General features: G+C 71.1%; 20 protein-coding genes. 10 read left to right on the forward strand and 10 right to left on the reverse strand.

All coding sequences use genetic code 11. The features are described 5' to 3' along the window. The first annotated feature begins 152 nt into the window (after positions 1-152). Positions 153-1,949 carry an ABC transporter ATP-binding protein gene (locus tag ACFHWY_RS10965; protein WP_416580030.1) on the forward strand — a complete coding sequence of 599 codons (1,797 nt, stop codon included), beginning with the start codon at positions 153-155 and terminating at the stop codon, positions 1,947-1,949. Then, positions 1,946-3,769: an ABC transporter ATP-binding protein gene (locus ACFHWY_RS10970; protein ID WP_416580031.1), complete on the forward strand. Its 1,824-nt coding sequence runs from the start codon at positions 1,946-1,948 to the stop codon at positions 3,767-3,769. The genes ACFHWY_RS10965 and ACFHWY_RS10970 overlap by 4 nt, the downstream gene beginning before the upstream one ends. A gap of 45 nt (positions 3,770-3,814) precedes the next feature. Here the strand turns inward: ACFHWY_RS10970 and ACFHWY_RS10975 are convergent, their stop codons facing one another. Further along, the gene (locus ACFHWY_RS10975; RefSeq protein ID WP_416580032.1) at positions 3,815-5,281 is read right to left on the reverse strand and encodes an aldehyde dehydrogenase family protein; all 1,467 of its coding nucleotides are present in this window, start codon (positions 5,279-5,281) and stop codon (positions 3,815-3,817) included. A 150-nt stretch (positions 5,282-5,431) separates the two neighbouring features. Between ACFHWY_RS10975 and ACFHWY_RS10980 the strand changes: the two genes are divergently transcribed. Next, the gene (locus ACFHWY_RS10980; RefSeq protein ID WP_416580033.1) at positions 5,432-5,779 is read left to right on the forward strand and encodes a VOC family protein; all 348 of its coding nucleotides are present in this window, start codon (positions 5,432-5,434) and stop codon (positions 5,777-5,779) included. Between the two features lie 117 nt (positions 5,780-5,896). On the opposite strand, the gene ACFHWY_RS10985 is transcribed toward ACFHWY_RS10980, so the two are convergent. Both ACFHWY_RS10985 and ACFHWY_RS10990 read right to left on the reverse strand, forming a co-directional pair. After that, positions 5,897-6,706: an SDR family oxidoreductase gene (locus ACFHWY_RS10985; RefSeq protein WP_416580034.1), complete on the reverse strand. Its 810-nt coding sequence runs from the start codon at positions 6,704-6,706 to the stop codon at positions 5,897-5,899. Positions 6,707-6,750: 44 nt separating this feature from the next. Then, positions 6,751-7,935 carry an acyl-CoA dehydrogenase family protein gene (locus tag ACFHWY_RS10990; protein WP_416580035.1) on the reverse strand — a complete coding sequence of 395 codons (1,185 nt, stop codon included), beginning with the start codon at positions 7,933-7,935 and terminating at the stop codon, positions 6,751-6,753. A gap of 72 nt (positions 7,936-8,007) precedes the next feature. Here ACFHWY_RS10990 and ACFHWY_RS10995 point away from each other — a divergent pair, with 72 nt between their 5' ends. Further along, complete coding sequence (locus ACFHWY_RS10995) at positions 8,008-9,096, forward strand: class I SAM-dependent methyltransferase (RefSeq protein ID WP_416580036.1); 1,089 nt, start codon at positions 8,008-8,010, stop codon at positions 9,094-9,096. Between the two features lie 128 nt (positions 9,097-9,224). Here ACFHWY_RS10995 and ACFHWY_RS11000 read toward each other — a convergent pair whose 3' ends face one another. The 4 genes from ACFHWY_RS11000 to ACFHWY_RS11015 all read right to left on the reverse strand — a co-directional run bounded on the left by ACFHWY_RS11000 (position 9,225) and on the right by ACFHWY_RS11015 (position 12,833). Further along, positions 9,225-9,524 carry an acyl carrier protein gene (locus tag ACFHWY_RS11000; protein WP_416580037.1) on the reverse strand — a complete coding sequence of 100 codons (300 nt, stop codon included), beginning with the start codon at positions 9,522-9,524 and terminating at the stop codon, positions 9,225-9,227. Between the two features lie 28 nt (positions 9,525-9,552). Then, complete coding sequence (locus tag ACFHWY_RS11005; protein ID WP_416580038.1) at positions 9,553-10,224, reverse strand: NADPH-dependent FMN reductase; 672 nt, start codon at positions 10,222-10,224, stop codon at positions 9,553-9,555. Beyond that, entirely contained in the window at positions 10,221-11,333 is a 1,113-nt protein-coding gene (locus ACFHWY_RS11010) for an LLM class flavin-dependent oxidoreductase (RefSeq protein WP_416580039.1), read from the reverse strand. Before ACFHWY_RS11010 ends, ACFHWY_RS11005 begins: the two co-directional genes overlap by 4 nt. 114 nt (positions 11,334-11,447) lie before the next feature. Then, positions 11,448-12,833 carry a condensation domain-containing protein gene (locus ACFHWY_RS11015; RefSeq protein WP_416580040.1) on the reverse strand — a complete coding sequence of 462 codons (1,386 nt, stop codon included), beginning with the start codon at positions 12,831-12,833 and terminating at the stop codon, positions 11,448-11,450. 59 nt (positions 12,834-12,892) lie between these two features. Between ACFHWY_RS11015 and ACFHWY_RS11020 the strand changes: the two genes are divergently transcribed. Continuing rightward, positions 12,893-13,858, forward strand: coding sequence for a ferritin-like domain-containing protein (locus ACFHWY_RS11020; RefSeq protein WP_416580041.1), 966 nt, complete (start codon positions 12,893-12,895; stop codon positions 13,856-13,858). A gap of 1 nt (position 13,859) precedes the next feature. After that, entirely contained in the window at positions 13,860-14,879 is a 1,020-nt protein-coding gene (locus ACFHWY_RS11025; RefSeq protein ID WP_416580042.1) for a methyltransferase, read from the forward strand. A 75-nt stretch (positions 14,880-14,954) separates the two neighbouring features. On the opposite strand, the gene ACFHWY_RS11030 is transcribed toward ACFHWY_RS11025, so the two are convergent. After that, a complete protein-coding gene (locus ACFHWY_RS11030; RefSeq protein WP_416580043.1) occupies positions 14,955-16,151 on the reverse strand; it encodes a cytochrome P450 in 1,197 nt (398 codons plus the stop codon). Positions 16,152-16,637: 486 nt separating this feature from the next. On the opposite strand from ACFHWY_RS11030, the gene ACFHWY_RS11035 reads away from it, so the two are divergent. Beyond that, entirely contained in the window at positions 16,638-17,051 is a 414-nt protein-coding gene (locus ACFHWY_RS11035) for a hypothetical protein (protein ID WP_416580044.1), read from the forward strand. Between the two features lie 321 nt (positions 17,052-17,372). On the opposite strand, the gene ACFHWY_RS11040 is transcribed toward ACFHWY_RS11035, so the two are convergent. Next, positions 17,373-18,632: a condensation domain-containing protein gene (locus ACFHWY_RS11040; protein ID WP_416580140.1), complete on the reverse strand. Its 1,260-nt coding sequence runs from the start codon at positions 18,630-18,632 to the stop codon at positions 17,373-17,375. 157 nt (positions 18,633-18,789) lie between these two features. On the opposite strand from ACFHWY_RS11040, the gene ACFHWY_RS11045 reads away from it, so the two are divergent. The 3 genes from ACFHWY_RS11045 to ACFHWY_RS11055 all read left to right on the forward strand — a co-directional run bounded on the left by ACFHWY_RS11045 (position 18,790) and on the right by ACFHWY_RS11055 (position 21,020). Further along, positions 18,790-19,998 (forward strand): cytochrome P450, encoded by a 1,209-nt coding sequence (locus tag ACFHWY_RS11045; protein ID WP_416580045.1) that lies wholly within the window; start codon positions 18,790-18,792, stop codon positions 19,996-19,998. A gap of 82 nt (positions 19,999-20,080) precedes the next feature. Next, entirely contained in the window at positions 20,081-20,491 is a 411-nt protein-coding gene (locus ACFHWY_RS11050) for a VOC family protein (protein WP_416580046.1), read from the forward strand. Positions 20,492-20,597: 106 nt separating this feature from the next. Beyond that, complete coding sequence (locus ACFHWY_RS11055; protein WP_416580047.1) at positions 20,598-21,020, forward strand: VOC family protein; 423 nt, start codon at positions 20,598-20,600, stop codon at positions 21,018-21,020. 128 nt (positions 21,021-21,148) lie between these two features. On the opposite strand, the gene ACFHWY_RS11060 is transcribed toward ACFHWY_RS11055, so the two are convergent. Beyond that, the gene (locus tag ACFHWY_RS11060; RefSeq protein ID WP_416580048.1) at positions 21,149-22,849 is read right to left on the reverse strand and encodes a DHA2 family efflux MFS transporter permease subunit; all 1,701 of its coding nucleotides are present in this window, start codon (positions 22,847-22,849) and stop codon (positions 21,149-21,151) included.

Consider the following 22,849-nt stretch of genomic DNA (forward strand, 5'->3'; position numbering starts at 1 on the left):
GGGGGCCGAAGGTGACCCTGTCGGTCGGGCTGCCTATCGTGGGCGACACGTCCTCGGTGGAACCTGTCACCGGCCTTCGACAACGACTACCATTACCCCTCCGTGGCGGGTCCAGACGGGGCCGACCGACCGCCGATGAAACGAGGTGGACGATGGCCGCCGAAACCGACCCGGACGCCGGGCACGGTGGTCGGGAACTGCTCCGGTCACTGGTCCGTGCGCAACGACGGCGACTCACCGCCGCCGTGCTGCTCGCCGTCGCGGCGGTGGCGTTCCAGCTGGTGCCGTACCTGATGGCCTACCGGGTGGCCGTCGAGCTGGTCACCCAGGCGTCCCCCGACGGCGGCGTGCTGATCCGGTACGCCCTCATCGCGCTGGTCGCCATCGCGGCCGGCACCGCGCTGATGGGCGGTGCCCTGGCCATCAGCCATGTCTGCGCGTACTGGCTGCTTCACCGGCTGCGTCAGCGCGTCGCCGAACGGCTCGCCGTGCTGCCGCTCGGCGAGGTGACCCGTCGCGGTAGCGGCCGGATCGGCAAGCTCGCGATGGAGGACGTCGAACGGATCGAGGTCTTCATCGCGCACATGCTGCCGGACGCGGTCGCCGCGCTGACGGTGGTCGCCGCCACCACGGTCTGGCTGTTCGTCGTCGACTGGCGGCTGGCCCTGGCGGCCGTGGCGGTCGTGCCGCTGGCGATGCTCGCCATGCGGCACGCCACCCGCGGGTCGGGTGCCTGGGTGGCGCAGTGGCACGGCGCGGGTATGGCCATGAACCAGGCGGTCACCGAGTTCCTGCAGGGCATCAAGGTAGTCAAGGTGTTCAACCGGCAGACCGACACAGTCGCCCGCGCGACCGGCGCGGTGCGCCGGTACGTCGACGCGGAGACGCGTTGGGGGACGGCCTTCCTGCCCGGCGGCGCGGCCTACTTCACGGTGATGGCCGCGAACGTGGTGGTCGTCGTGCCGGTTGGTCTCTGGCTCTACCGCGACGGCGCCGTCGACCTGTCCACCCTGCTGCTGTTCCTGCTGTTGGCTCTCGGCTACACCGCGCCGCTGACCAAACTCACCGGCTACGGCTCGCAGCTTCGCCAGGTGCGGTTCGGCACCGACGAGATCGCCGCCCTGCTGGACACCCCGGCGCTGCCGGACACCGGCCGCCGGGTGCCGCTGGGTCCGGTCTCGGTGGAGCTGAACGATGTGGAGTTCGGATACCACCCCGACCGGCGGGTCCTCGATGGAGTCGGCATCCACGCCGAGGCGGGCAGGGTCACCGCCATCGTCGGCCCGAGCGGTTCGGGCAAGACCACTGTCGCGCGGCTGGTGTCCCGGTTCTTCGACGTGGACGCCGGCCAGGTGCGGGTGGGTGGCGTCGACGTCCGCGACATGGCGGTCGAGCAGCTGATGGACACTGTCGCGGTGGTGTTCCAGGATCCGTTCCTCTTCCACGACACCATCCGGGCGAACCTCACCCTGGGCCGGCCCGACCTGGACGACGAGGCCGTGCACGGGGCGGCCCGCGCCGCCCGCTGCCACGACTTCATTCTCGCCCTGCCGCAGGGTTACGACACGGTGGTCGGCGAACGGGGCGCGACCCTCTCCGGTGGCGAACGCCAGCGCATCTCCATCGCCCGGGCGTTGCTCAAGGACGCCCCCGTGGTGGTGCTCGACGAGGCCACCGCCTCCACCGACCCGGAGAACGAACTCTGGATCCAGGAGGCGGTGGCGAACCTCGCCGCCGGGCGTACCCTGCTGGTCATCGCCCACCGGCTCACCACCGTCCGGGACGCCGACCGGATCGTGGTGATGACCGACGGCCGGGTTGCCGAGAGCGGACGCCACGACGAGCTGCTGCGCGCCGACGGCACGTATGCCGGGCTCTGGGCCGATGCGACGACCAGCGCCCAATGGAGCCTCGGCGTCAGCGGCGAGCGGAGCGGAGCCCACAGATGACGACCCTGACCTCGGCGCCGGCCGCCGGCTCGACCACCCCGCCCACCGGCACGGTGGCCGGGCGTACCCTCGCCCTCATCCGGCGACTGTGGTCGCTGTCCGACCCCCGGCTGCGCCGCCAGCAGCTGTGGGGGATCGCCGCCCGGATGGCGGCGGCGGTCTGCACCGCGGTGCCTGTCTGGCTGCTTGTCGTGGTCCTGCAACGGTTGCGTGAGGCCAACCTCGGTGGCCCGCCGATCAGCCAGGCCGAGGTGCTGTGGTGGAGCCTCGGCGTGGTGGCCGCGGTGTTCGGCCAGTTCGGCTTCGACCTGCTGGCCCAGCGACAGAGCTGGGTGGCCTCCTTCGAGCTTCTCGGAGAGCTGCGCCTGCGCGCCCTGGAACATCTGCGCCGGCTGCCGCTGGGCTACCACACCAAGCGACAGAGCGGCGACCTCACCGCACTCGTCACGCACCACCTCAGCGAGCTGGAGCCGGTGGTCTTCGGCGCGATCCCCACCATCATCGGGGCGGCGCTGCTGCCCCTCGTCATCGCGGTCGGTCTGCTGGTGGAGGACTGGCGGATGGGCCTGGCCGCGCTGGCCACGATCCCGCTGGCGATGCTGGTCTACGCATGGTCACAGCGCACCTTCGCCCGGCTAGCCGCGGAGCGGGCGCAGGCCAGCGGCCAGGCCGCGGCCCGCTTCCAGGAGTACGTCTCGGGTATCGCCGTGGCCCGGGCGCACGGTGCCACCGGTGATCGCGCCGGACGGCTCGCGCACGCCCTGCTGCGGCACCGGGAGGCCAGCACCGGGCTGGTGAGTCGCCTGGTCGTGCCACTGGTGCTCTTCCTCACCGTGATCGAGCTGGGGCTGCCCGTGGTGCTCCTGGTCGGGGCGTTCCTGCTGATCGGCGGAAACCTGGCGCCGGCTACCTTCCTGGTCTTCGCGGTGCTGTCGCTGCGGATCCACGGCCCGCTTCGCGCGATGGGCGAGCAGACTGAGAGCCTGCGGATCGGCGAGGCGGCCGTAGACCGGCTCGGTGCCCTGCTCGCCGAGCCGGTGCCGGCGGAGGTCCGCACCGGCGTGGCTCCGCAGGGCCACGACGTCGCCTTCGAGGGCGTCTCCTACACCTATCCCGGCGCGACCCGACCCGCCCTGCGCGAGGTCAGCTTCGAGGCCCCGGCTGGCACGGTCACCGCCCTGGTCGGTAGCAGCGGCGCCGGCAAGACCACCTGCCTGCACCTGCTGGCCCAGTTCTTTGCTGCCGACTCCGGCACCATCCGCGTCGGCGGGGTCGACATTCGGCAACTGGACAGTGACACCCTCTTCGACGCGGTGACCGTGGTCTTCCAGGACAGCTACCTGTTCAGCGAGTCCGTCTGGGACAACATCCGGTTCGGCCGGCCCGACGCCAGCGACGAGCAGGTGCGGCGGGCCGCGGCGCAGGCCCGGGTGGACGAGATCGTGGACCGGCTGCCGCAGGGTGGCGACACCCCGGTTGGTGAGGGCGGCGCCACCCTCTCCGGTGGCGAACGGCAACGCCTGTCGCTGGCCCGGGCCATCCTCAAGGACGCCCCGATCGTGCTGCTCGACGAGCCGACGGCGGCGATGGACGCCACCAACGAGCGGCACGTGCAGCAGGCGCTGTCCGGCCTGATCCGGGAGCGTACGGTGCTGGTCGTCGCGCACCGGCTCGGTACGGTCCGGCACGCGGACCGCATCGTCGTGCTGGACGACGGCAGGGTGGTGGAGGTGGGGCGGCACGACGAGCTGCTCGCTCGGCAGGGCCGCTACGCGCGGATGTGGGCCGAGCAGGAGGCGGCCCGGTCCTGGCGACTGTAGGGTGCGGCGTCCGATCGGTTGGTGATGCCGACGGACGTCGGTCGATCAGGTAGCGATCCAGACGTTCTTCGGCCGGAGGAACTCCCGTACGCCGGCCTCGCCGCCGATCCGGCCCCAGCCGCTCTGCCGGACGCCCCCGAAGGGCGCAGATGGCAGCACGCCGGGCACCCCGTTGACCCAGACGCTGCCCGCCGCGACCGCCCGGCTCACCCGGTGGGCCGTTCGCAGGTCGGTGGTGTGCAGGTACGCGCCGAGGCCGTAGCGGGTGCCGTTGGCCAGTCGGAGGGCCTCCTCCTCGGTGTCGAAGGCGGTGACGGCCAGCACCGGTCCGAAGATCTCTTCCTGCGCGAGTTCGCTGGCCGGGTCGACCTCGGCGAAGACCGTCGGTGCGATGAAGTAGCCGTCGCCGAGGTCGCCGCCGAGCCGTTCGCCGCCGGTCACGAGCCGGCCGTCGCCCTTGTCGCGGGCCCGTTCGACCACGGCGAGGATCCGGTGGCAGGCACTCTCGGTGACCACCGGTCCCATCAACGTGCGCTCGTCGGCGGGGTCACCGAGCGGCACCCGGGCAAGCCGTGCGGTAAGGGTGCGCAGCACCTCGTCGTAGACCGACGAGTGCGCCAGTACCCGGGTGCCGTTGGCGCAGCCCTGACCGCTCAGCGCCACCACGCCGGTCATCGCCATCCGCGCCGCCATCCGCACGTCGGCGTCGCCGAAGATGACGTGCGCGGACTTGCCGCCCAGCTCCAGACCCACCGGGAGTAGCCGTTCCGCGGCGTCGGCGAGGATCCTCCGGGCGGTCGTTCCGCCGCCGGTGAAGTGCACCTTGTCGACACCGGGATGCCGCACGAGCGCCGTACCGCCGGCCGCCGCGCCCGGCACCACGTTGACCACACCGGGCGGGAAGCCTGCCTCCAGGGCCAGTTCGCCGACGCGTAGCGCGGTGAACGGCGCCAGCTCCGAGGGCTTGAGCACGACCGTGTTGCCGGCGGCGAGCGCCGGGGCGAGCATCTGCGCGACGGAGACCAGCGGTCCGTTCCACGGAATGATCACCGCCACCACGCCGTACGGCTCGTCGAGGGTGTAGTCGACGGCCCGGACCGGCCAGGTCGGTACGACCTCCCCGCCGATCTTGTCGGCCCATCCGGCGTTGTAGCGCAGGTGGTCGACGGCCACCGTGGGCATCACCGAGGCGAACTGCCGTGGGCAGCCGTTCTCCAGTGTCTGCAGCCTGCCCAGCTCGGTGGCGTCACGTTCGACCAGGTCCGCCAGGCGCAGCAGCAGGTCGCGGCGTACGTTGCCGGCGGTGGCGCGCCACCCGACGAGCGCGGTTCCGGCGGCGCGGACCGCCGCGTCCATCTCTGCGGCGCCGCCCAGTGGCACGGCCGCGGTTGTCCGCCCGTCGCCCGCGTAGACGTGATGGTGGATTCCGCCGGTGGTGGACGCCGTGCGGGTGGCGCCGATGAGGGCGCCGGTGTCCGGGATGAGTTCGGTCGGTGCGGCGGTGACGGGCACGTGGTGACCTCTTCCGGCTCGGCACGTCACCTGATGACGTGCGATCAGCGGAGTATGTTGGGTGGAATCCTAGTGTAGTTTGTTGCGTTAGGCAGCCCTGCCCGAAGGGGTGGTGGCGGATCGCCGGATCGATGACAGAGGAGGTAGGTCGTGGCAGGACATCTGTCGTACTTCGAGTTCGGGACGCCCGACGTGGCGGAGGCCAGCCGCTTCTACGCCGAGTTGTTCGGCTGGAAGGTGCAGGCGCAGGAGCACGGCGGGTCGATCGACACCGGGGAGGCGGTGCCCGGTGGGATGCACCGTGACCCGGGGCCGCCGCAGCACTACCTCTACTTCGCCGTCGACGACATCGACGTGGCGATGAAGCGGGTGGTGGAGCTCGGCGGCGAGGTGGAGCCGATGCGTCCACCGACCGAGCAGTGGGGCACGTTCGTCGAGTGCCGGGACAACCAGGGCCTCGCCTTCGGTCTGCACCTGCCGCCGAAGCCGAAGGACTGAACGGACGACCGGTGCCGCGCACCCGGTGGGTGCGCGGCACCGGTCGTGTCGCGGTGGCGATCCCAGCCGGGCAGTCCGCCGCAGCCGTCGATCCGGGCGCCGTCGGCGTCCGGTGGCCTACTGGGCTTCGGTGAGGAAACGGCCCGGCACGAAGCCGGTCCGGGCGGTGGCGAGGCCACCGTCGACAGCCAGCACCGACCCGGTGACGTACGAGCCGGCACGGCTGCACAGGTAGATCGCGGTGCCGACGATGTCGTCCGGCCGCCCGATCCGCTGCAACGGGGTCACCGCGGCGATCTCCTCGCCCATCGCCTCCAGCACGCCGGCCATCATCCGGGACGGGAAGCTGCCCGGCGCGATCACGTTCGCGGTCACCGTCGGCGCGAAGTCGTGCGCGAGCATCCGGGTGATGTGGTGGATGGCCGCCTTCGCCGCCGCGGCGGAGTAGGTCGGCATCTCCGGCACCCGCAGGGCGTCGGCGCTGCCGATGTTGACGATCCGGGCCGGGTCCTCGGCGGTGCCGGCCGCCTTCAGCAGCGGGGCCAGCTCCCGGACCAGGAACAGCGGTGCCTTGAGACCGAGGTCGAGGACACTGTCCCAGGCGCTGGCCGGGAACTGCTCGACCGGCGCCGTCCACGCGGTGCCGGCGTTGTTGACCAGGATGTGCAGCCGAGACTCGCGATCGGCGATCTCCCGAGCCAGCCGGACGCATTCCTGTTCGTCGGAGAGGTCCGCCGGGATCGCCACGCACTCGCCGCCGCCGGCCGACAGCTCCTGGGCCACGTCCTCACAGTCGGACTTGGTCCGGGCGGTGAGGTAGACCCGCGCGCCCGCCTCGACGAACCCCTGGGCGATCATCCGCCCGATCCCCTGGGTGCCGCCCGTGACCAGCGCCACCTTGCCCGCTACCGAAAACAGCTCACTCATGACAACCTCCACAGACGAAACACATCGCTACCGTACGCCGCCGACTACCCCGTGCCCGCCTCCTCGCCCACGGCGAGCGCGCCGAGGGTGGCGTACGAGTCGCGGCCGGCAACGAAGTGCTGGGTGGCCGTACGCATGTCGCGTAGCCGCCGCTGCAGCGGCGAGGTCTCGTACACGGCGGTGCCGCCGGCCAGGGTGTGCGCGGCGTCCACGACCTGGGCGCACAGGCTGGTCACCTGCGCTGCCGCCGCGCGAAGCCGGGCCCGGCGCAGCGGCGTCGAGGTGTCGGTGGCCGCCTGTGCCTCGGCGGCCTCGGCGTAGAGCAGCGCCCGCGCCGCACGGTGCATCGTCTGCGCCTCACCGAGCCGATCCTGGAAGACCGTCGAGGCGGCGAGTCGACGTGCGCTGAGCGCCGGTCGCTTGCCCTCGGTGGCCAGCTGGACCAGATCGGTCAGCGCCCCGTCGGCCAACCCGACCGCGACCGCGCCGATGATCAAACTGGACTGGGCGATGCGGTGCACGGCCGCCTCGTCCCGCTCGGCGACGGCGCGGTGCTCCGGCACCCGCGCGTCCTCGACTGCCACGTCGTGGCTGGCGGTGCCGCGCAGCCCCAGCACCCGCCAGGTGTCCACGACCCGTACGTCGGCCGCCGGCACGAACAGGATGCGGGTCGCTGGCACCCCGTCGGTGCCGACGGGGATGCTCCGGCCGGAGACCAGCACGCAGTTCAGGTAGAACCAGGCCGCGCGGGGGCAGCCGGTGACGAACGGCCACTGGCCGGTGACCCGCCAGCCGCCGTCGCTGGTGCGGGCCCTGCCCTTGGGTGCCACGGCCCCGGCGACGAGAGTGTCCGCGCCGTCGGCGAAGACGTCGTCCTGCGCCGCGGTTGGTCCGCACCTGACGATCAGGTGGGAGAGCGCCACCTGGCCGACCGTCCACGAGGTCGCCGCGTCGGCGCGGGCGAGCTCCTCCAGCACGGTGAGCACGTCGGGCAGGTCGAGCTGGTCGCCGCCGTGGCTGGCCGGGGCGAACATCCGGAAGCAGCCGGCGTCGCGGAGGTCGTCGACCAGGTCGTCGGGGAGCCCGCGCCGCTGCTCGATCTCCTCGGCCCGCTTCGCCACGCGGGACGCAAGCTCGCGTACCCGTGCCAGCGTTGGGTTCACGTCGGCTCCTCCTGTGTTTGGTGTGTCGTGTGCGGACGCTATCTCCCGCCGTAGGGTGCTGTCCATGGCGGGCACGCCGGGTTAGCGTGGTAGGTGGAAAAACAACACACTAAAGCCTGCGTCGCCTGGAGGGCACCGATGACGACTCCCACCGACACCCAGGCCCGCGTCTTCGCGGTCCGGATGTGGACCTCGCTGCTGGCCACCCAGGAGTTGCTGTCGACGTACCTCGGTGTCCGCCTCGGCCTCTACGACGACCTCGCGGCCAAGGGTCCGGGCACGGTGCAGGAGATCGCCGAACGCACCGGCGTCGACCCGCGCTATGCCCGGGAGTGGCTGGAGCAGCAGGCGGTGGCCGGCGTCCTTACCGTCGACGATCCGTCCCGGCCGGCCGAGGCACGGGTGTTCGCGCTGCCCGCGGCGCACGCCGAGGTGCTCACGGTCTCGGACAGCCCGGTGTCCATGGCGGCGCTCGCCGTGTTGCCCCTGGGTGGTGTGGCGGCGGCGCTGCCGGCGCTGGTGGAGGCGTACCGCAGCGGGGCCGGGGTGCCCGACGCGGTCTACGGCGTCGACTGGCGGGAGGGGCATGCGGGCGCCAACCGCTCCATGTTCACCCACCAGTTGGCCGGCTGGCTGCGTCGGCACGCACCGGACGTGCACGCCCGGCTGAGCGGCACGCCGGCGCGGGTGGCGGATGTCGCGTGCGGTGCTGGCTGGGCGGGCATCGGTCTGGCCCGGGCATTCCCCGGTCTCGCGGTCGACGGGTACGACATCGACGCTGATGTTATCGACGACGCCCGGGGACACGCCGCGGACGCCGGCCTCAGCGACCGGGTGTCCTTCTTCGCCCAGGACGCCGCGGACCCGGAGTTGGCCGGCGGCTACGACCTGGTCTGCCTCTTCGACGCCCTGCACGAGATCTCCCGTCCGGTGGAGGTGCTGCGGGCCTGCCGGCGACTGTGCGCCGACGGCGGCAGTGTGCTGGTGCTGGACGCGCGGGTGGCGGAGCGGTTCACCGCGCCCGCCGACGAGATCGAGCGGTTTCAGTATGCGACAAGCGTGTTGCACTGCCTGCCGGCCTGCCTCAGCCAGCAGCCGTCCGCCGGCACCGGCACGGTGCTGCGCCCACAGACGGTACGGGAGTTGGCGGTCGAGGCGGGCTTCGCCGCCGTCACCCAACTGCCCATCGACGACCGTTTCCACCGGCTCTACCGGCTGATCGGCTGACTGTCACGGCGGCGGGCGGCGGCCACCTCCGGGCCGTCGCCCGCCTGGCGGCGCCTGCGCCCTCGGCGTGCGCGAGTGCGACCGGGCCGGCCACCTGTCTAGGTGGCCGGCCCGGTGAGCTGGGAAGGTCAGCCCCCGGCTTCGCGCTCGGCGATGCGGCGCAGTACGTGCGCCTGCACCGCGCCGAGGTTCGTGATCGACCGGGCGGTCTTCTCATCGATGGGTTCGAGGTCGAACTCGTCCTCCAGGGCGAAGGCGAGTTCCATCAGGGCCAGCGAGTGGAAGCCGAGGTCCTGGACCAGGGCCGTCTCCTCGTCGCGCAGGCCGTCGGGGTTGGGTGCCAGGTCGAGCACGATGGCCTGGACCTGGGCGCGAATCTGCTCGTCGGACTGCTTCTGCCCCACGACCGTCGGGGTCTGCTCACTCATGTCGATTCTTCCTTCCGAATCGCCCGGCTCACCGGAGCGGTGCGGGTTGATGGACGGGTACGGATTCCGCGGGGCGGGGCGGGCCCACCGACGGGGTCTGGTAGCTGCGCAGCACGGCGGCGAGCACCGGCAACGCGGCCGTGGTCCAACCGGCGACCGCCGTGTCGAGGTCGCCGAACTCCTCCTCCAGCACCGCGAGCCCGCGTACCGGGACCACCGCGCCCAACTCCACCAGCAGCGGCCTCAGCCGGGCGTCGGAGACGAAGCGGTGCTGGGCCCAGCCGGCGGTCATCACCGGTACGGCGACCGTGCCCGGGGCCAGCCCTTCGCGGGGGAGCATGTCGAGGAAGAGCTTCAACAGGCCGGTGTAGGAGCCCTTGAAGGTCGGGCTCACCACCACCAACAGGCCGGGGCCGCGGACCCGGGCGAGCACCCGTTCCAGTGGCGCGTGCGCGGCGGTGCCGGCGATCAGCCGGGCGGGCAGGTCCGGCCCGAGTTCGGCCAGGTCGACCAGGTGCGGGTCGCCGAGATGAACGTCGTGCCCGGCCAGGCCGGTACGCAGCGCGTCGGCCAGGTGTCGGGCGACGGTTAGGGTACGCGAGCCCCGGCGGGGGTTGCCGATCAGCACGGTGGCCGGCACCGGCCGGAGTTCCGCCGCTGGACCCGTTCGCTCAGGAGCGTGTTGCCACAGGTCGGTCACCGGTCTCCTTCCGGGTCGGCCAGCAGCCCACGGCGCCGGAGAAGCGGCAGGACACCCTCACCGAAGGTGTACGCCTCCTCCAGGTGCGGTTGGCCGGAGAGGATCAGGTGGTCCAGCCCGAGGGCGTGGTACTCCTCGATCCGCTCCGCCACCTCGACGTGGCTGCCGACCAGGGCGACGCCGGCACCGGGCCGGACCAGCCCGTAACCGGCCCACACGTTCGGATACACCTCCAGGTCACCGGTCCGGCCCTGGTGCAGGGCGGCCATCCGGCGCTGCCCCTCGGACTCGGTCCGGCGGAATCGCTGCTGGGCGGCGGCGATGGTGTCGGGGTGCATGCCGGCCACGAGCCGGCGCGCGACGTCCCAGGCCTCCTCGGCGGTGTCCCGGCTGATCACGTGGAACCGGGAGCCGTAGGACAGTTCGCGACCCTGTGCGTCGGCCTGGTCGCGGACCTTCTTCACCAGCGTCGCCAGTGGTTCGGGTGGCTCACCCCAGGCGAGGTAGACGTCGGCGTGGCGGGCGGCCACCTGGTGTGCGGCGGCCGACGATCCGCCGAGGAAGATCGGCGGGGTGACCGGGTGGCCCCGGGTGAGCCGGCCGGCCCGGATCCGGTAGTGGATTCCTTCGAAGTCGTAGGGCTGGCCCGACCAGGCGCGGGCGAAGACGTCCAGGAACTCCTCGGCGCGGGCGTAGCGCTGGTCGTGGTCGAGCCAGTCGCCGTAGCGCAGCTGCTCGTCGCGGTCGCCGCCGGTGACCACGTTGAGCAGCAGCCGCCCGCCGGAGAGCCGTTGCAGGGTGGCGGCCATCTGCGCGGCCACCGCCGGGGACACCGAACCGGGGCGTATCGCGACCATGAACTGCAGCCGACTCGTCCGGCCGGCGAGGGCGGCCGACACCAACCAGGGGTCCTCGCAGAACAGCCCGGTCGGCACCAGGGCTCCGGCGAAGCCGAGCCGGTCGGCGGCGACGGCGACCTGGCCGAGGTAGTCGATGTCCGGCGCGCGCCGGATGTTTTCCTTCGGGTCGACCGGCGCGCCCTGCGGGGTCTTCGCCACCTCACGCCCGTCGCCGTGGGACGGGAGGAACCAGTGCAGGTGAAGTGGCATGTGTACCTTCCTGTCACAGCATCGATCGTGTGAGCGGTGCGGGTGGAGGCACGTCCGCTCCCTGCGCGTCACCAGGTAGGGCTGGTCGAAGCCTCCCAGCAGGCGGATGCGGTGTCAAGAGTGTGTGACGCCAGTGTCGTATTGGCTGGCGTTTGTTGGCGTCTGTCGGCCGGGTCGGGCGCTACCCAGCGGGGCGTTCGGCTCCGCCGCCAGCCGGGCGGCCAGCTCGGCGTAGCCGGAGACGAACTCGCTCGCCTGCGCACCGGGGTACGCGGCAGTGCTGTGGTAGAAGACCGCGCGCAGGTCCGCCGGGCCGACCGGGGCGATGGCCAGCTCGAACCGGAACCGGCTGCCCAGCCCGGGCGGCACCAGCAGTTCGAATCCGACGCCAGCCGCCACTGTCCGGTGGCGCACCTCGGCCATCACGTTGAACAGGACGTCGTCGGCGCGTCGTCCGCCGGTCTGCACCACGTCCAGCGGGAGCATCTGGTACGGCAGGTCCTGGTAGGTGAAGGCCCCGATCGCCGCGGCGTGCGCCTGTCCGATCAGTTCGGCGAACGTGGTGGCCTGCCCGACCCGGGCCCGCAGCAGCACCATGTTGGCCAGCAGGCCGACGGTCTCGCGCAGCTCGGCGCGGGACCGGTTGGCGAACATCGAGGCCACCGCGAGGTCGTCCTGGCCGGTGATCCGGTGCAGGTGTTGGTAGAACACGGCCAGCAGCACGGAGAAGAGGGTGGTGTGTCGCGATCGGGCCAGGGCGCGCAGCCGGGCGACCGTCTCGCGGTCCAGGTCGATCGCTACGTCCGACGTTGCCGGCGCGTCCTCGCTGCCGGCCTGACCTGCGGTTGCGCTCTGGCTGGTGTCGGCGCTGGGGGAGCCCAGCGTGGGGAGTTGGCTGCCGGCCAGTTGCCGACGCCAGTACTCCCTGTGCCGGCGCAGCCCGTCGGAGTCGAGCAGCTCCTGCTGCCAGCGGACGAATGATGCGTACTGCCACCCGGTGGGTGGTGGTTGCGCCCGCGCCCCGGTGGCCCGGGCGTAGAGCGTGCCGAGGTCGCGGAAGAGAATTCCGGTCGACCAGGCGTCGGTGACCAGGTGGTGCAGGTTCAGGCAGAGGACGTGCTCGCCCGGCGCCAGCCGCCACAGGGTGGTCCGGGAGGGCCACTCGGTCGGGTCGATCGCGGTGCGTAGTTCGGCACGGACGGCCTGGTCGAGGGCGACGGCCGGGTCCGGCACACCGGTCAGGTCCACCCGGCGGACGCCGCCGGCCGTCGGCGGATGCACCACCTGGGCGAGCCGGGCGCCGCGGCCGGTGAAGGTGGTGCGCAGTGACTCGTGCCGGGCGGTGAGCGCGGACAGCGCGGCGTCCAGGGCGTCGGGGTCGACCTCGCCGGTCAACCGGCACAACACCGGACAGCTGAGTGCGCCGAAGTCGGTCCGGTAATGCTTGATCATCCAGAGCAGGCGCTGGGCGACGGAGGCCGGCGTGTGTCGTGTGTCCATGGCGGGACGATAGCGCCTATGCATTGGCATCGGTCGGCTCACTGGGTAGGTTGTGTTGTATGAGCTTTGTCGTGCCGGCTCGTGTAGACACCACACTCACCTGGGACTACGAAGCCTCCGATCCCCGGCTGGTGGCGCTCTACGAACGTGCCAAGGCCGCGCAGTGGCGGGTCTCGGACGTGGACTGGTCGATGCACGTGCCGTTCGGCGCGCCGCTGCCCGACGACTCCGCCTTCGCCATGGCGGCGTTCGCCGACTCGCCGCTGGCCGCGCGCGGTCGCGGCGCCTGGGACACGTTCCGGTGGGAGTTCCAGTCGTGGATGGTCAGCCAGTTCCTGCACGGCGAGCAGGCGGCCATGGTCGTCGCGGCCCGGCTGGTGGAGACGGTGCCGGACCTGGACAGCAAGTTCTTCGCGGCCACCCAGGCTGTCGACGAGGCCAGGCACGTCGAGGTCTTCTCCCGGTACCTGCGGGAGAAGATCCCCGAACCGTATGAGGTGTCCCCGCCGTTGCGGGAACTGCTCACCGACATCCTGTCCGACTCTCGGTGGGACGTCACTGCGCTCGGCATGCAGATCATGGTCGAGGCGATCGCTATGGCCTCGTTCCGGCTGTCCAACAACAGCTTCCACGATCCACTGATCAAGGAGCTGACCCACCTGGTGGCCCGCGACGAGGCCCGGCACGTGACCTTCGGGGTGCTCTCCCTCACCGGGATCTACGACCAGCTCACCACAGCCGAGCGGGCGGAACGGGAGGAGCTGGTCCTGGACGCCGCGGCGCTGATCCGGCAGCGCTTCCTGCTCGACGACATCTGGCAGCGCCTGGAGGTCGACCGCGCCGACGGGGTGGCTTTCGCCACCAACCACGACCTCATGATCAAGTATCGGCAGGCGGTGTTCTCCCGGGTGGCGGTCGCGCTCAGCCAGATCGGCCTGATGACCGACAACGTTCGTACCGGACTGGACAAACTGGGCCTGCTGCAGTTCGCCGGTGAGCGGCTGCGCCGACAGAAGGGGCGTTGACATGGCGACCACCCGGCAGCACCTCGACCTGCCCGCCGTTATCCGGCTCGGTGAGCTGGGTGACCAGATCACCCCGTTCGCGCTGCGGGCCGCCTGCGACCTGCGCATCGCCGACCTGCTCGCCGGCGGTCCACGCACCGTGGCGGAGCTGGCCGGCGCGGCCGGCGCGCACCCCGGCGCGTTGCTGCGCCTGCTGCGGGCACTGGCCGCCCGGGGCGTCTTCACCGAGGTCGCCGACGCCACGTTCGCGCTCACCGCGTTGGCCGAACCGTTGCGCGGCGACCATCCGATGTCCCTGCGCGACAGTTTTACGTTGCTCGACTCCGACGTGCGGGCCTGGGGTGCGATCGGGCACACCCTGCGCACCGGCGAACCGGCCTTCGCGCACGTGTACGGCCAGGACTACTGGGCCTATCTCGCCGACCACCCGCAGGAGAGTACCCGTGTCGACGACTGGATGCGCAGCGTCAACCGGCTGCACCTGCGAACGGTGCTAGGCGCGTACCCGTGGCGCCGGTTCGGCACCCTGGTCGACGTCGGTGGCGGTACCGGCGGTTTCCTGGCCGGCCTGCTCACCCGCTTCCCAGCGGTCCGGGGCGTGCTGTTCGACCTGCCGCACGTCGTGTCGGGCGCGCCGAAGGTGTTCGCCGAGGCAGGCGTGACCGAGCGTTGCGAGGTGGTGCCGGGAGACGCTTTCGCCGCGGTGCCCGCCGGCAGGGACGGCTACCTGCTCAAGACGGTGCTGCCGGGTTTCGACGACGACGCCGCCGCCCGCATCCTCGGCAACGTCCGCAGCGCGATGCGGCCCGATTCACGCCTGGTGCTGCTGGAGGCGGTGCTGCCGGCCGGCGACGCGTTCGACATGGCGAAGCTGTTCGACGTGCACGCGATGGTGCTCACCGGCGGCGCACACCGCAGCGCCGACGAGACCGCCCGGCTGCTGGAGCGGGTCGGTCTGCGGCTGACCCAGGTGGTCGGTACGCCCACCCTGACCGTCCTGGAGGCCCTGCCCGCCGGCTGAGCCAGCGGCGGGCCAGGCCAGTGGCGGGCCGGCCCGACTCCTCCGCCGTCGTACCATCGGCACAGCGGCGGCAGGTCAGCCGATCCGGACCGGGACCGAGGCGTACGCCCGGAACGGGGTGTCGCGTTCGCGCACGGTCGGTCCGGCTGCCTCGAAGACGGCGAGGCGGGCCAACCGGTCGAAGACCACAGCTCCTTCCATCCGGGCCAGGAACGCACCCAGGCACAGGTGTGCACCACCGCCGAAGGCCAGGTGCGGGTTGTCCGTGCGGCCCACGTCCAGCCGGTCGGGCCGGGAGAAACGGCGCTCGTCGTGGTTCGCCGACCCGACCATCAGCACCAGCACCCGGCCTCGTCGTACGGTGCGCCCGCCGATCTCGATGGGTTCGTGGACGTAGCGGGCGGTGCCCTGGATCGGAGCGTCCCAGCGCAGGAACTCGTCGACGGCGGTGCCGACCAGCGAACGATCCGCCCGCAGCCGGTCCAGCTGGTCGGGGTGGCTCAGCAGGGCGGCGGCGCCGGTGGTGATCATGTGTACGGTCGTCTCGAAGCCGGCGAAGAACGAGAAGACGGTGTTGTCGACGATCTCGTCGTGGCTCAGGGTGTCCCCCGACTCCTCGGCGTCGAGCAGCCGGGAGAGCAGGTCGTCGCCGCGGCGGGCCCGGCGCTGGTCGAGCAGTTCGCCGATGTGCTCGCGCAGCCAGCGCACGGCCACGTCGGCCTCGGCGCGGGCCTGCTCGCCGACCACCGCGGTGAAGGCCCGACCGAGGTTCATCGCGTGCCGGCGCACCTCCTCGGTGGACTCTGGTGGGATGCCCATCAGCCGGCAGACCACCCGGACCGGTAGCGGGTAGGCCAGCTCGCCGACCAGGTCGATCCGGCCGTTCTGCAATGCCGGCACGAGCAACTCGTCGACCAGCTCCACCACGTACGAGCGCAGCTGACGGACGACTGCGGGACTGAACGCCCGGCTCATCAGCCGCCGTAGCCGGACGTGGTCCGGCGGGTCGCGGTAGAGCATGATCCGTTGGAAGAACGCGCTCGCCGGTCCGTCGCCCACCGACACCTCGTGGTAACCGGCGGGAAACTCGCTGCCGAGTCGGGGGTCGTGCTGCAGGGCAGCGACGTCGGCGTGACGCGTGACGCCCCAGCTGCCGGGTCCGATCCGGCATAGTGGCCCGGCGTCGCGCAGGCGGGCGTACTCGGGGTAGGGGTTGTCGACGACGTTCGGGTCCAGGGCGTCGAACCGTGGTGCCAGGGACGGTGCACTCATGTATCTAGTGTCTGTTGGGTTTGTCGTGTAGGCAAGGGCCAGCCAGGTGCATGCAACACGATCCGCGCGGAGCGGCGGGAAGTTCGACCCGGACTGGGCAAGGTCTCCGGGGACTCCTGTCGGATCTCCGGCACCCGGCACGGGTGCGGTGACGCGTTGTTGCTCGCCGGTGTCGGATCGGCGTCGGTCGACACCGCCGTGCCGGTGCGCGCCGCACCTGCCACGGGCCTGGGTGTGCGCGTCGCCGCCGGTAGGCGCTGCCCGCTGCCGGCGAGAACCCGGACGGCCGGGGCAAGCCGAAGGTCTTCCTGTCTCGGCACGGATAGTCACATGCATTGTCGCTAATCAGAATTATCGGTGGAGATAGCACGCGGATGTCACAGTATTGAAGCCGATTGGTCATTCCCATGCCGCGCAGGCGCGTTCTAGGGTGTGACACCAGCAGGAGGGGGGAATTTTGTGTTGCCGATGGTCAAAGCCCGGAGGGTGAGTAGTACCGCTGTAGCGATTTCCGTCAGCGGCAGTGTCGACCGCAGTACCGCCGGTTATGTCACCCGGGTTGCCGAGTACATGCTGGACCATGTCGACTCGAGGCCGGAGCGCGTCGAGTTGGATCTGACCGACGTGACCGGTGTCGACGAGGTGGGATTCACCTCTCTGGTCGACGTGGCCGCCGGTGCAAGTGCGGCCGGCGCGGCAGTGGTCGTGCGGTGTGGCGCCGAGCGTGCGATGTTGGAGCGGCACCGTTGCGGGCGCGGTGTGGCTTCGGAGCAGATCGGTCGGATGCTGCGCCTGCACCTCAAGTTCGTGGTGCGTCGGCGCCGGTCCCGCCCGGCGGTGTCGGAGGCACGCGTGGTGCGCTGGTGCCCCGGCCCGCTGGCGGGCCGCAACCGCGGTTGATCGTCCGCGGGTGGCCGTGGGGGCGGCGGGGGCTGGGGGTGGGTAGGCCCTTTTCATCCTGAATCCAGCAGCACTTCTGTCTTGCCCCGGCGACGGTGGCTCGCGTGCAGGTTGGGGGTGGTAGAAAGCGTTTAACAGAAACGCGCCCGAACGTCCTGATTGGGAACGCCCAACCGAATTGTCGTCGTCGGTTCATGGTCGTTGCAAATTGCATTGCATATTTGGCCGGTTCCAGAGAAGGGGCCCAGAGTCCCACCGCCTATGGCAATCCTGTGCGACGTCAATTATTGCGGGCTCAAGCAGATGTTGGAGGCGACTGACTCAGACCACCGGGGTAGCGCGCAACGTGGCGAGCGGGACCTCGGGGTCGGCGACCGCCCGGCGGATCAGGGTTACGTAGTCGCGAACGAACGCGTCGGCCCAGGCCGGATCGAACTCGGCACGGGAGCACAGCAGCAGCGCGGACAGCACGTCTCCCTGCGGCACGACGACGAACTCCAGCGCGAAACGCCGCCGCTCCAGCTGAGCCTCCATGTCGTCGAGCTCCTCTCCGGCCATGTCGGCCCGGGTCATCAGGCTGCCGAGCAACTGGAACAGTACGTCGTCGGTGCGTCCGGTGCCCCCGGTCACGGTATCCGGCGGCAGCAGCTGATGAGGGAGATCCTGATGGCGCATCGCGTCCATCACGGTGGTCCGGGTCTGCCCGATCAGCTCGGCCAGGGTGGTGTCCGGGGTGAAGCGTTCACGGAGCAGCACCATGCTGGCGAAGAAGCCGACAGTGTCGCGTACCTGCGGCTGCCCACGGTTGGCGAAGAGCGAGGCCACGGTGAGATCGCTGGCGGCGGTCTCGGCGTGCAGCAGCGCGTAGAACACCGCCAGGGTGACCGGGAACAACGTGGTGCGGTGCCGGCGGGCGAGCTGTCGCAGCGCGGCGGTGGTCTCCGCGTCCACGTAGTGCTCGATGGAGATCCACGGCGGCTCGCCGAGGGGCACCGGACGCTGGCGGCGAGCCGGTAGCTGCACCAGTTGCGCGCCGGCGAGCTTGCCCGTCCAGTACCCGGTGAGGCGTTCCCGGTTCGCCCCGGAGAGCTGTTCGGCCTGCCAGCGTGCCCACTGCGCGTACTGCCACTGCGGTTCGGGCAGGTCGACGGGCTCGCCGGTCTCCCCGCCGTACAGGGCGCGCAGGTCTCTGGCAAGCAGCGCGTTGGAGTAGTCGTCGGAGCAGTAGTGGTGCAGGGTGAGCACGACCAGGTGGTGCTCCGCGCCGAGCCGGACCACCCGGGACCGCAGTGGCCACACCGAGGCGTCGATCCCGGTGGACACCTCGTCGGCGACGATTCGACGGGCGGCGGCGGCCGGCTCGGTCTCGCCGGAAACGTCGGTCACCGGCACCGGCACAGGACGCGGTTCGTGGATCAGTTGGCGCAGCCGCCGCCCGCGTGGGTAGGTGGTCCGTAGCGGCTCGTGCCGGGCGGTCAGGGCGGCCACCGCACGGGTCATCGCCAAGTGGTCGTACGGGCCCCGAAGGTGCCACAGCACCTGTTCGTTGAGGGCGCTGTCGCTCCCCCGGTAGTGGTCCATGAGAGCCAGCAGACGTTGACCGATGGAAGCGGGTTCCTCGCGCACAATCCAGAGCCTAGAACACGACACGGCGGGTGTCGACAGCGTGGGCCGGTGATCAGCGGATGAAGTATGTTGGGTCTTGCCGGCCCGGGTATCCTGCCGGATAGTGCTCTGTATGCGAGCCGACTCCGCGCGTCCCCACCTGTCCGCGGCGTTCCTGGCCACCCAGGACGACCCGTACCCGGCCTACGCGCAGCTGCGCGCACGGGGACCGTTGTCCCGGGCGGAGCTGGGCCAGTGGCTGGTCACCGGGCACTCCCTGGTGTCCACCCTGCTGCGCGACACCCGCCTGGAGAGCCGGATGCCGGCGGAGTACACCCGGCTCACCCTCGGCGACGGCCCGGGTGCCGAGTTCCTGGACCGGATCGTGCTGACCCGTACCCCGCCGGATCACACCCGGCTGCGGCGGTTCATCGGCCGGGCACTCGGCACCCCGGTGGTGCGTCGGCTCACCGGGCACATCGGCGCCGCGGCCGACGCGCTGCTCGACCCCGCCCTGCAACGCGGCCAGCTCGACGTGGTGACCGACCTGGCGGTGCCGCTGCCGGTCGGCGTGGTGTGCGACCTGATCGGCATTCCGATAGTGGACCGCCCGGAGGTGCTGACCCGGGTCGTCTCGCTCGCCAAGGTCTTCGACGCGGCGAATCTCACCCCCGGCGACCTGCACGACATCAACGCCGCGTTGCCGTGGCTGCACGACTACCTCGCCGAGCTGCTGTCCTCCCGACGGGAACAGCCGGGCGGACCGACGTTGGCCGGGATGTACTGGGAGGAGTCCGCCACCGACCGGCTGGCTGTGGCGGACTTCGCGGACAACATGCTCTTCCTGTTCCATGCCGGTTTCGAGACGACCATGGGCCTGGTCTCCAACGGGGTCGCCGCGCTGCTCGCCCACCCGGAGCAGCTGCGGCGGCTGCGGGCCGACCCGGCGCTGATCCCGTCGGCGGTGGAGGAGTTCCTCCGGTACGACGCCCCGATCCAGAACGTCATCCGGGTTGCCCGCGAGCCCGTCGAGGTGGAAGGTGTGAAGATCCGGGCCGGTCGGACCGTACTGCTGCTGCTCGGCGCCGCGAACCGGGACGCCGCTGTCTTCGGCGACGCCGAGCGTCTCGACGTCGGGCGGGATCCCAATCCGCACCTCGGCTTCGGTGGGGGCCTGCACCACTGTCTCGGCACCGCGCTGGCGCGGCTGATGTCGGTGGTCGTCTTCGAGCGCCTGGTGGGCGCGGTGGAGATCCTCGGACCCGCGGCGCCGCCGGTCCGGCGCCGGCATGCCAGCCTGCGTTCGTACGATCAGCTGCCACTGCTGGTGCGGGCCCGCTGATCGCCGGTGTGTCGGCTGTGCCCGGCCACCGCGACCGGCGGGTAGGGTGTGTTGTCTTCTGTCGACGCCTGGAGGATCTTTCATGTCCGATCTGGTGGCACCCGTCATTCCCTTCCTGCGGTACCAGGACCCGCGCGCCGCGATCGACTGGCTCTGCTCGGCCTTCGGCTTCGAGGTGCTGGAGACCACCACCGGTGGCGAGGGTCAGGTGGTGCACGCCGAACTGCGGTGGGGCATCGGTACCTTCCAACTCGGCCCGGCCGGATCGTCCACGCTGCCGATGGCCAGCCCGCGTGACCTGCCCCTGACGAGCCAGGGTGTCTACGTGTACGTCGGGGACGCCGTCGACGCGCACCACGACCGCGCGGTCGGGGCGGGCGCGGAGGTGGTCATGCCGTTGACCGACACGGACTACGGCTCGCGGGAGTACGTGGTCCGGGACATCGAGGGCCACCTGTGGGGCTTCGGCAGCTACGCCCCGAAGCTGGACTGACCAGTTGCCGACAGAACGTCCGCTCTTTTTTGTCGCCAGGACACAAAGAGCACATAGAGTGATTGTTCGTCCTGACCTGCCCGCTATCGACTCTGAGGAGTGACCCATGGCCGATTCCTCGGTCCCGCCCACCGTCGCCCCCTACATCGCCTACCAGAACCCGGCGAAGGCCATCGAATGGCTGGTGAACACGTTCGGCTTCACCACGCTGAGCGTCTTCGACGACGGCGCCGGCAACGTATACCACGCCGAACTCCGCATCGGCGAGCACGGGTTGATCATGATCAATCCGGCGAACGGCGGATTGCGTCTCAGCGAGCCGTTGGCGCTCGGCGCGGCCACCGCGGGCACCTTCGTCCGGTTGGAGACCGACACCGAGGTGGACGACATCCACGGCCGGGCCGTGGCCGCCGGTGCCGACATCCTGCTGGCCCCGGAGAGCAAGCCGCACGACTCGTACGAGTTCACCTGTCAGGACCCGCAGGGCCACGTCTGGACCTTCGCGACCTACCGGACCGCGCTCGGCTGAGCGACGCCCCCGCGTCGACACGCGGCCCCGGTTGCGCCGTTCAGACGGCGCAACCGGGGCCGCAGTGGTCGGAGCCCGGTGCGGGACGGCCCTGGCTCCAGGGTCGTCCCGCACCGGCGTCCGGCTCGCTAGCGCCTGGGTAGCAGGAAGCTGCCCAGCAGGGCCAGGGCGAAGCTGATCACACTGAACCAGAGGGTGCCGACCATCGCCCGCTGGAAGCTGATCTGGCTGGTCTCGAACGCTCGCTGCTCGATCACCCCGGCGGCGGTGCCGCCACTGCCGGCGGCGAGGCTCGCGGCATCACAGCCGGGCGGCGGGAGTGTCGGGTCCGGCGCGTCGAGTTGGTTGGTGATGCAGTCGCGGAACCGGTCGCTGATCTGCCCGGCCTGCGCGTCGGAGACGCCCGTGGCTACCAGGTCGGCGCGCAGCCGGGGAGCCACGTCGTCGACCGCCGCCGGCGCCTGCCCGGCGAGCAGGCTGAAGAAGAGCGTGCCGCAGGCCGCGATGCCGAGCGTCACACCGATCTGGTAGTTGGCGTTGACCACTCCCGAAGCGGAGCCGGCCTGATGACCTGGCACGTCGTGCAGCGAGTAGCCCATCAACGGCGGGAAGGTCATACCCATGCCGGCGCCGCCGATGAACATCGGGACGAGCAGTTGCCAGATGGTCACCTGGGGCGTGCTGCCGATCACCCACATGAACCAGAACATGCTGGCGATCAGCAGCGCCAGCCCGGCCTGGAGGCCCAACCGGCCGAGCTTCGGGGTGATCGCGCGGGCGGATAGCCAACCGAGCACCGGCACGGCGATGTCCCACGGCAGCCCGGACAGGCCGGCGCGGAGGATGGTGTACCCGACGCCGATCTGCAGGTAGATGGTGATGATCAGGAAGAACGACATCACCGCGCCCTGGAAGAGGAAGACCACCACCAGGCCCGAGTTGAAGGAGCGGTGCTTGAAGAGCGACATCGGCACCAGCGGCGACTCGGTGCGGGACCGTTGGTGCACCACGAACAGCGCGAAGACGGCCAGGCCACCGACCATGCTCGCGTAGGTCCAGGCCGGCCAGTCCTGCTCGCGTCCCTGTACCAGCGGGTAGACGATCAGCAGCACCGCCGCCGTGATCAGGGCCGCGCCGACCAGGTCGAGCCGTTCCCGGCGGTTCGGCGTCGACTCCGGCAGCAGGGCCCGCGCGGCGAAGAAGGCCGCGATGCCGATCGGCACGTTGACCAGGAAGATGGTCCGCCAGCCGAGGCCCGCCACGTTGGCGGTGGTGAGCAGCGCGCCGACCAGCGGCCCGCCGACTGTGCCGAAGGCGAGCGCGGCGCTCATCGCGGCGAACGCCCGGCCACGTTCCTTCGGGGCGTAGAGCAGCTGGATGAGGGTGTAGACCTGCGGCACCATCACCGCGCCCATCGCGCCCTGCAGGAAGCGCAGCACGATCAGCTGCTCGGGGTTCTGGGCGAGGCCGGCGAGCAGCGAGATGGAGGTGAAGCCGGCGACACCGATGAGGAACATCTTGCGTACGCCGACGATGTCGCCGAGCCGACCGGCGATGATCAGCATCGACGCGAAGGCGAGCGCGTACCCGGCCACCAGCCACTGCATCGTGGAGGCGGTGGCGTTGATGCCGTCGCGGATCGACGGCAGCGCCACGTTGACGATGGTGATGTCGAGTAGGTCCAGCACGAACCCGGTGAGTACGACGACGAGGGCGAGGGTGCGTTTGCGGCCGGTGATCGGGGGGACGAACTCGTCGGGTGGTGCCGCGGCCGGTGCCGGCACCGTGCTGGTGTCGGCACCGGACGACGTGCGGCTGTCGTCAGACAT

Source organism: Micromonospora sp. LOL_024 (assembly GCF_048060415.1).
Taxonomy (GTDB): Bacteria; Actinomycetota; Actinomycetes; order Mycobacteriales; family Micromonosporaceae; genus Micromonospora.

Excerpts from the sequence above, each read along its gene's own strand:
- ACFHWY_RS11045 (WP_416580045.1), top strand. The coding sequence starts at position 18,790 with ATGCGAGCCGACTCCGCGCGTCCCCACCTGTCCGCGGCGTTCCTGGCC.
- ACFHWY_RS11015 (WP_416580040.1), bottom strand. The coding sequence starts at position 12,833 with ATGGACACACGACACACGCCGGCCTCCGTCGCCCAGCGCCTGCTCTGG.
- ACFHWY_RS10965 (WP_416580030.1), top strand. The coding sequence starts at position 153 with ATGGCCGCCGAAACCGACCCGGACGCCGGGCACGGTGGTCGGGAACTG.
- ACFHWY_RS11055 (WP_416580047.1), top strand. The coding sequence starts at position 20,598 with ATGGCCGATTCCTCGGTCCCGCCCACCGTCGCCCCCTACATCGCCTAC.
- ACFHWY_RS11040 (WP_416580140.1), bottom strand. The coding sequence starts at position 18,632 with ATGGACCACTACCGGGGGAGCGACAGCGCCCTCAACGAACAGGTGCTG.
- ACFHWY_RS11050 (WP_416580046.1), top strand. The coding sequence starts at position 20,081 with ATGTCCGATCTGGTGGCACCCGTCATTCCCTTCCTGCGGTACCAGGAC.
- ACFHWY_RS11010 (WP_416580039.1), bottom strand. The coding sequence starts at position 11,333 with ATGCCACTTCACCTGCACTGGTTCCTCCCGTCCCACGGCGACGGGCGT.
- ACFHWY_RS11000 (WP_416580037.1), bottom strand. The coding sequence starts at position 9,524 with ATGAGTGAGCAGACCCCGACGGTCGTGGGGCAGAAGCAGTCCGACGAG.
- ACFHWY_RS11020 (WP_416580041.1), top strand. The coding sequence starts at position 12,893 with ATGAGCTTTGTCGTGCCGGCTCGTGTAGACACCACACTCACCTGGGAC.
- ACFHWY_RS11030 (WP_416580043.1), bottom strand. The coding sequence starts at position 16,151 with ATGAGTGCACCGTCCCTGGCACCACGGTTCGACGCCCTGGACCCGAAC.
- ACFHWY_RS10995 (WP_416580036.1), top strand. The coding sequence starts at position 8,008 with ATGACGACTCCCACCGACACCCAGGCCCGCGTCTTCGCGGTCCGGATG.
- ACFHWY_RS10990 (WP_416580035.1), bottom strand. The coding sequence starts at position 7,935 with ATGGACAGCACCCTACGGCGGGAGATAGCGTCCGCACACGACACACCA.
- ACFHWY_RS10970 (WP_416580031.1), top strand. The coding sequence starts at position 1,946 with ATGACGACCCTGACCTCGGCGCCGGCCGCCGGCTCGACCACCCCGCCC.
- ACFHWY_RS10985 (WP_416580034.1), bottom strand. The coding sequence starts at position 6,706 with ATGAGTGAGCTGTTTTCGGTAGCGGGCAAGGTGGCGCTGGTCACGGGC.
- ACFHWY_RS11060 (WP_416580048.1), bottom strand. The coding sequence starts at position 22,849 with ATGTCTGACGACAGCCGCACGTCGTCCGGTGCCGACACCAGCACGGTG.
- ACFHWY_RS11025 (WP_416580042.1), top strand. The coding sequence starts at position 13,860 with ATGGCGACCACCCGGCAGCACCTCGACCTGCCCGCCGTTATCCGGCTC.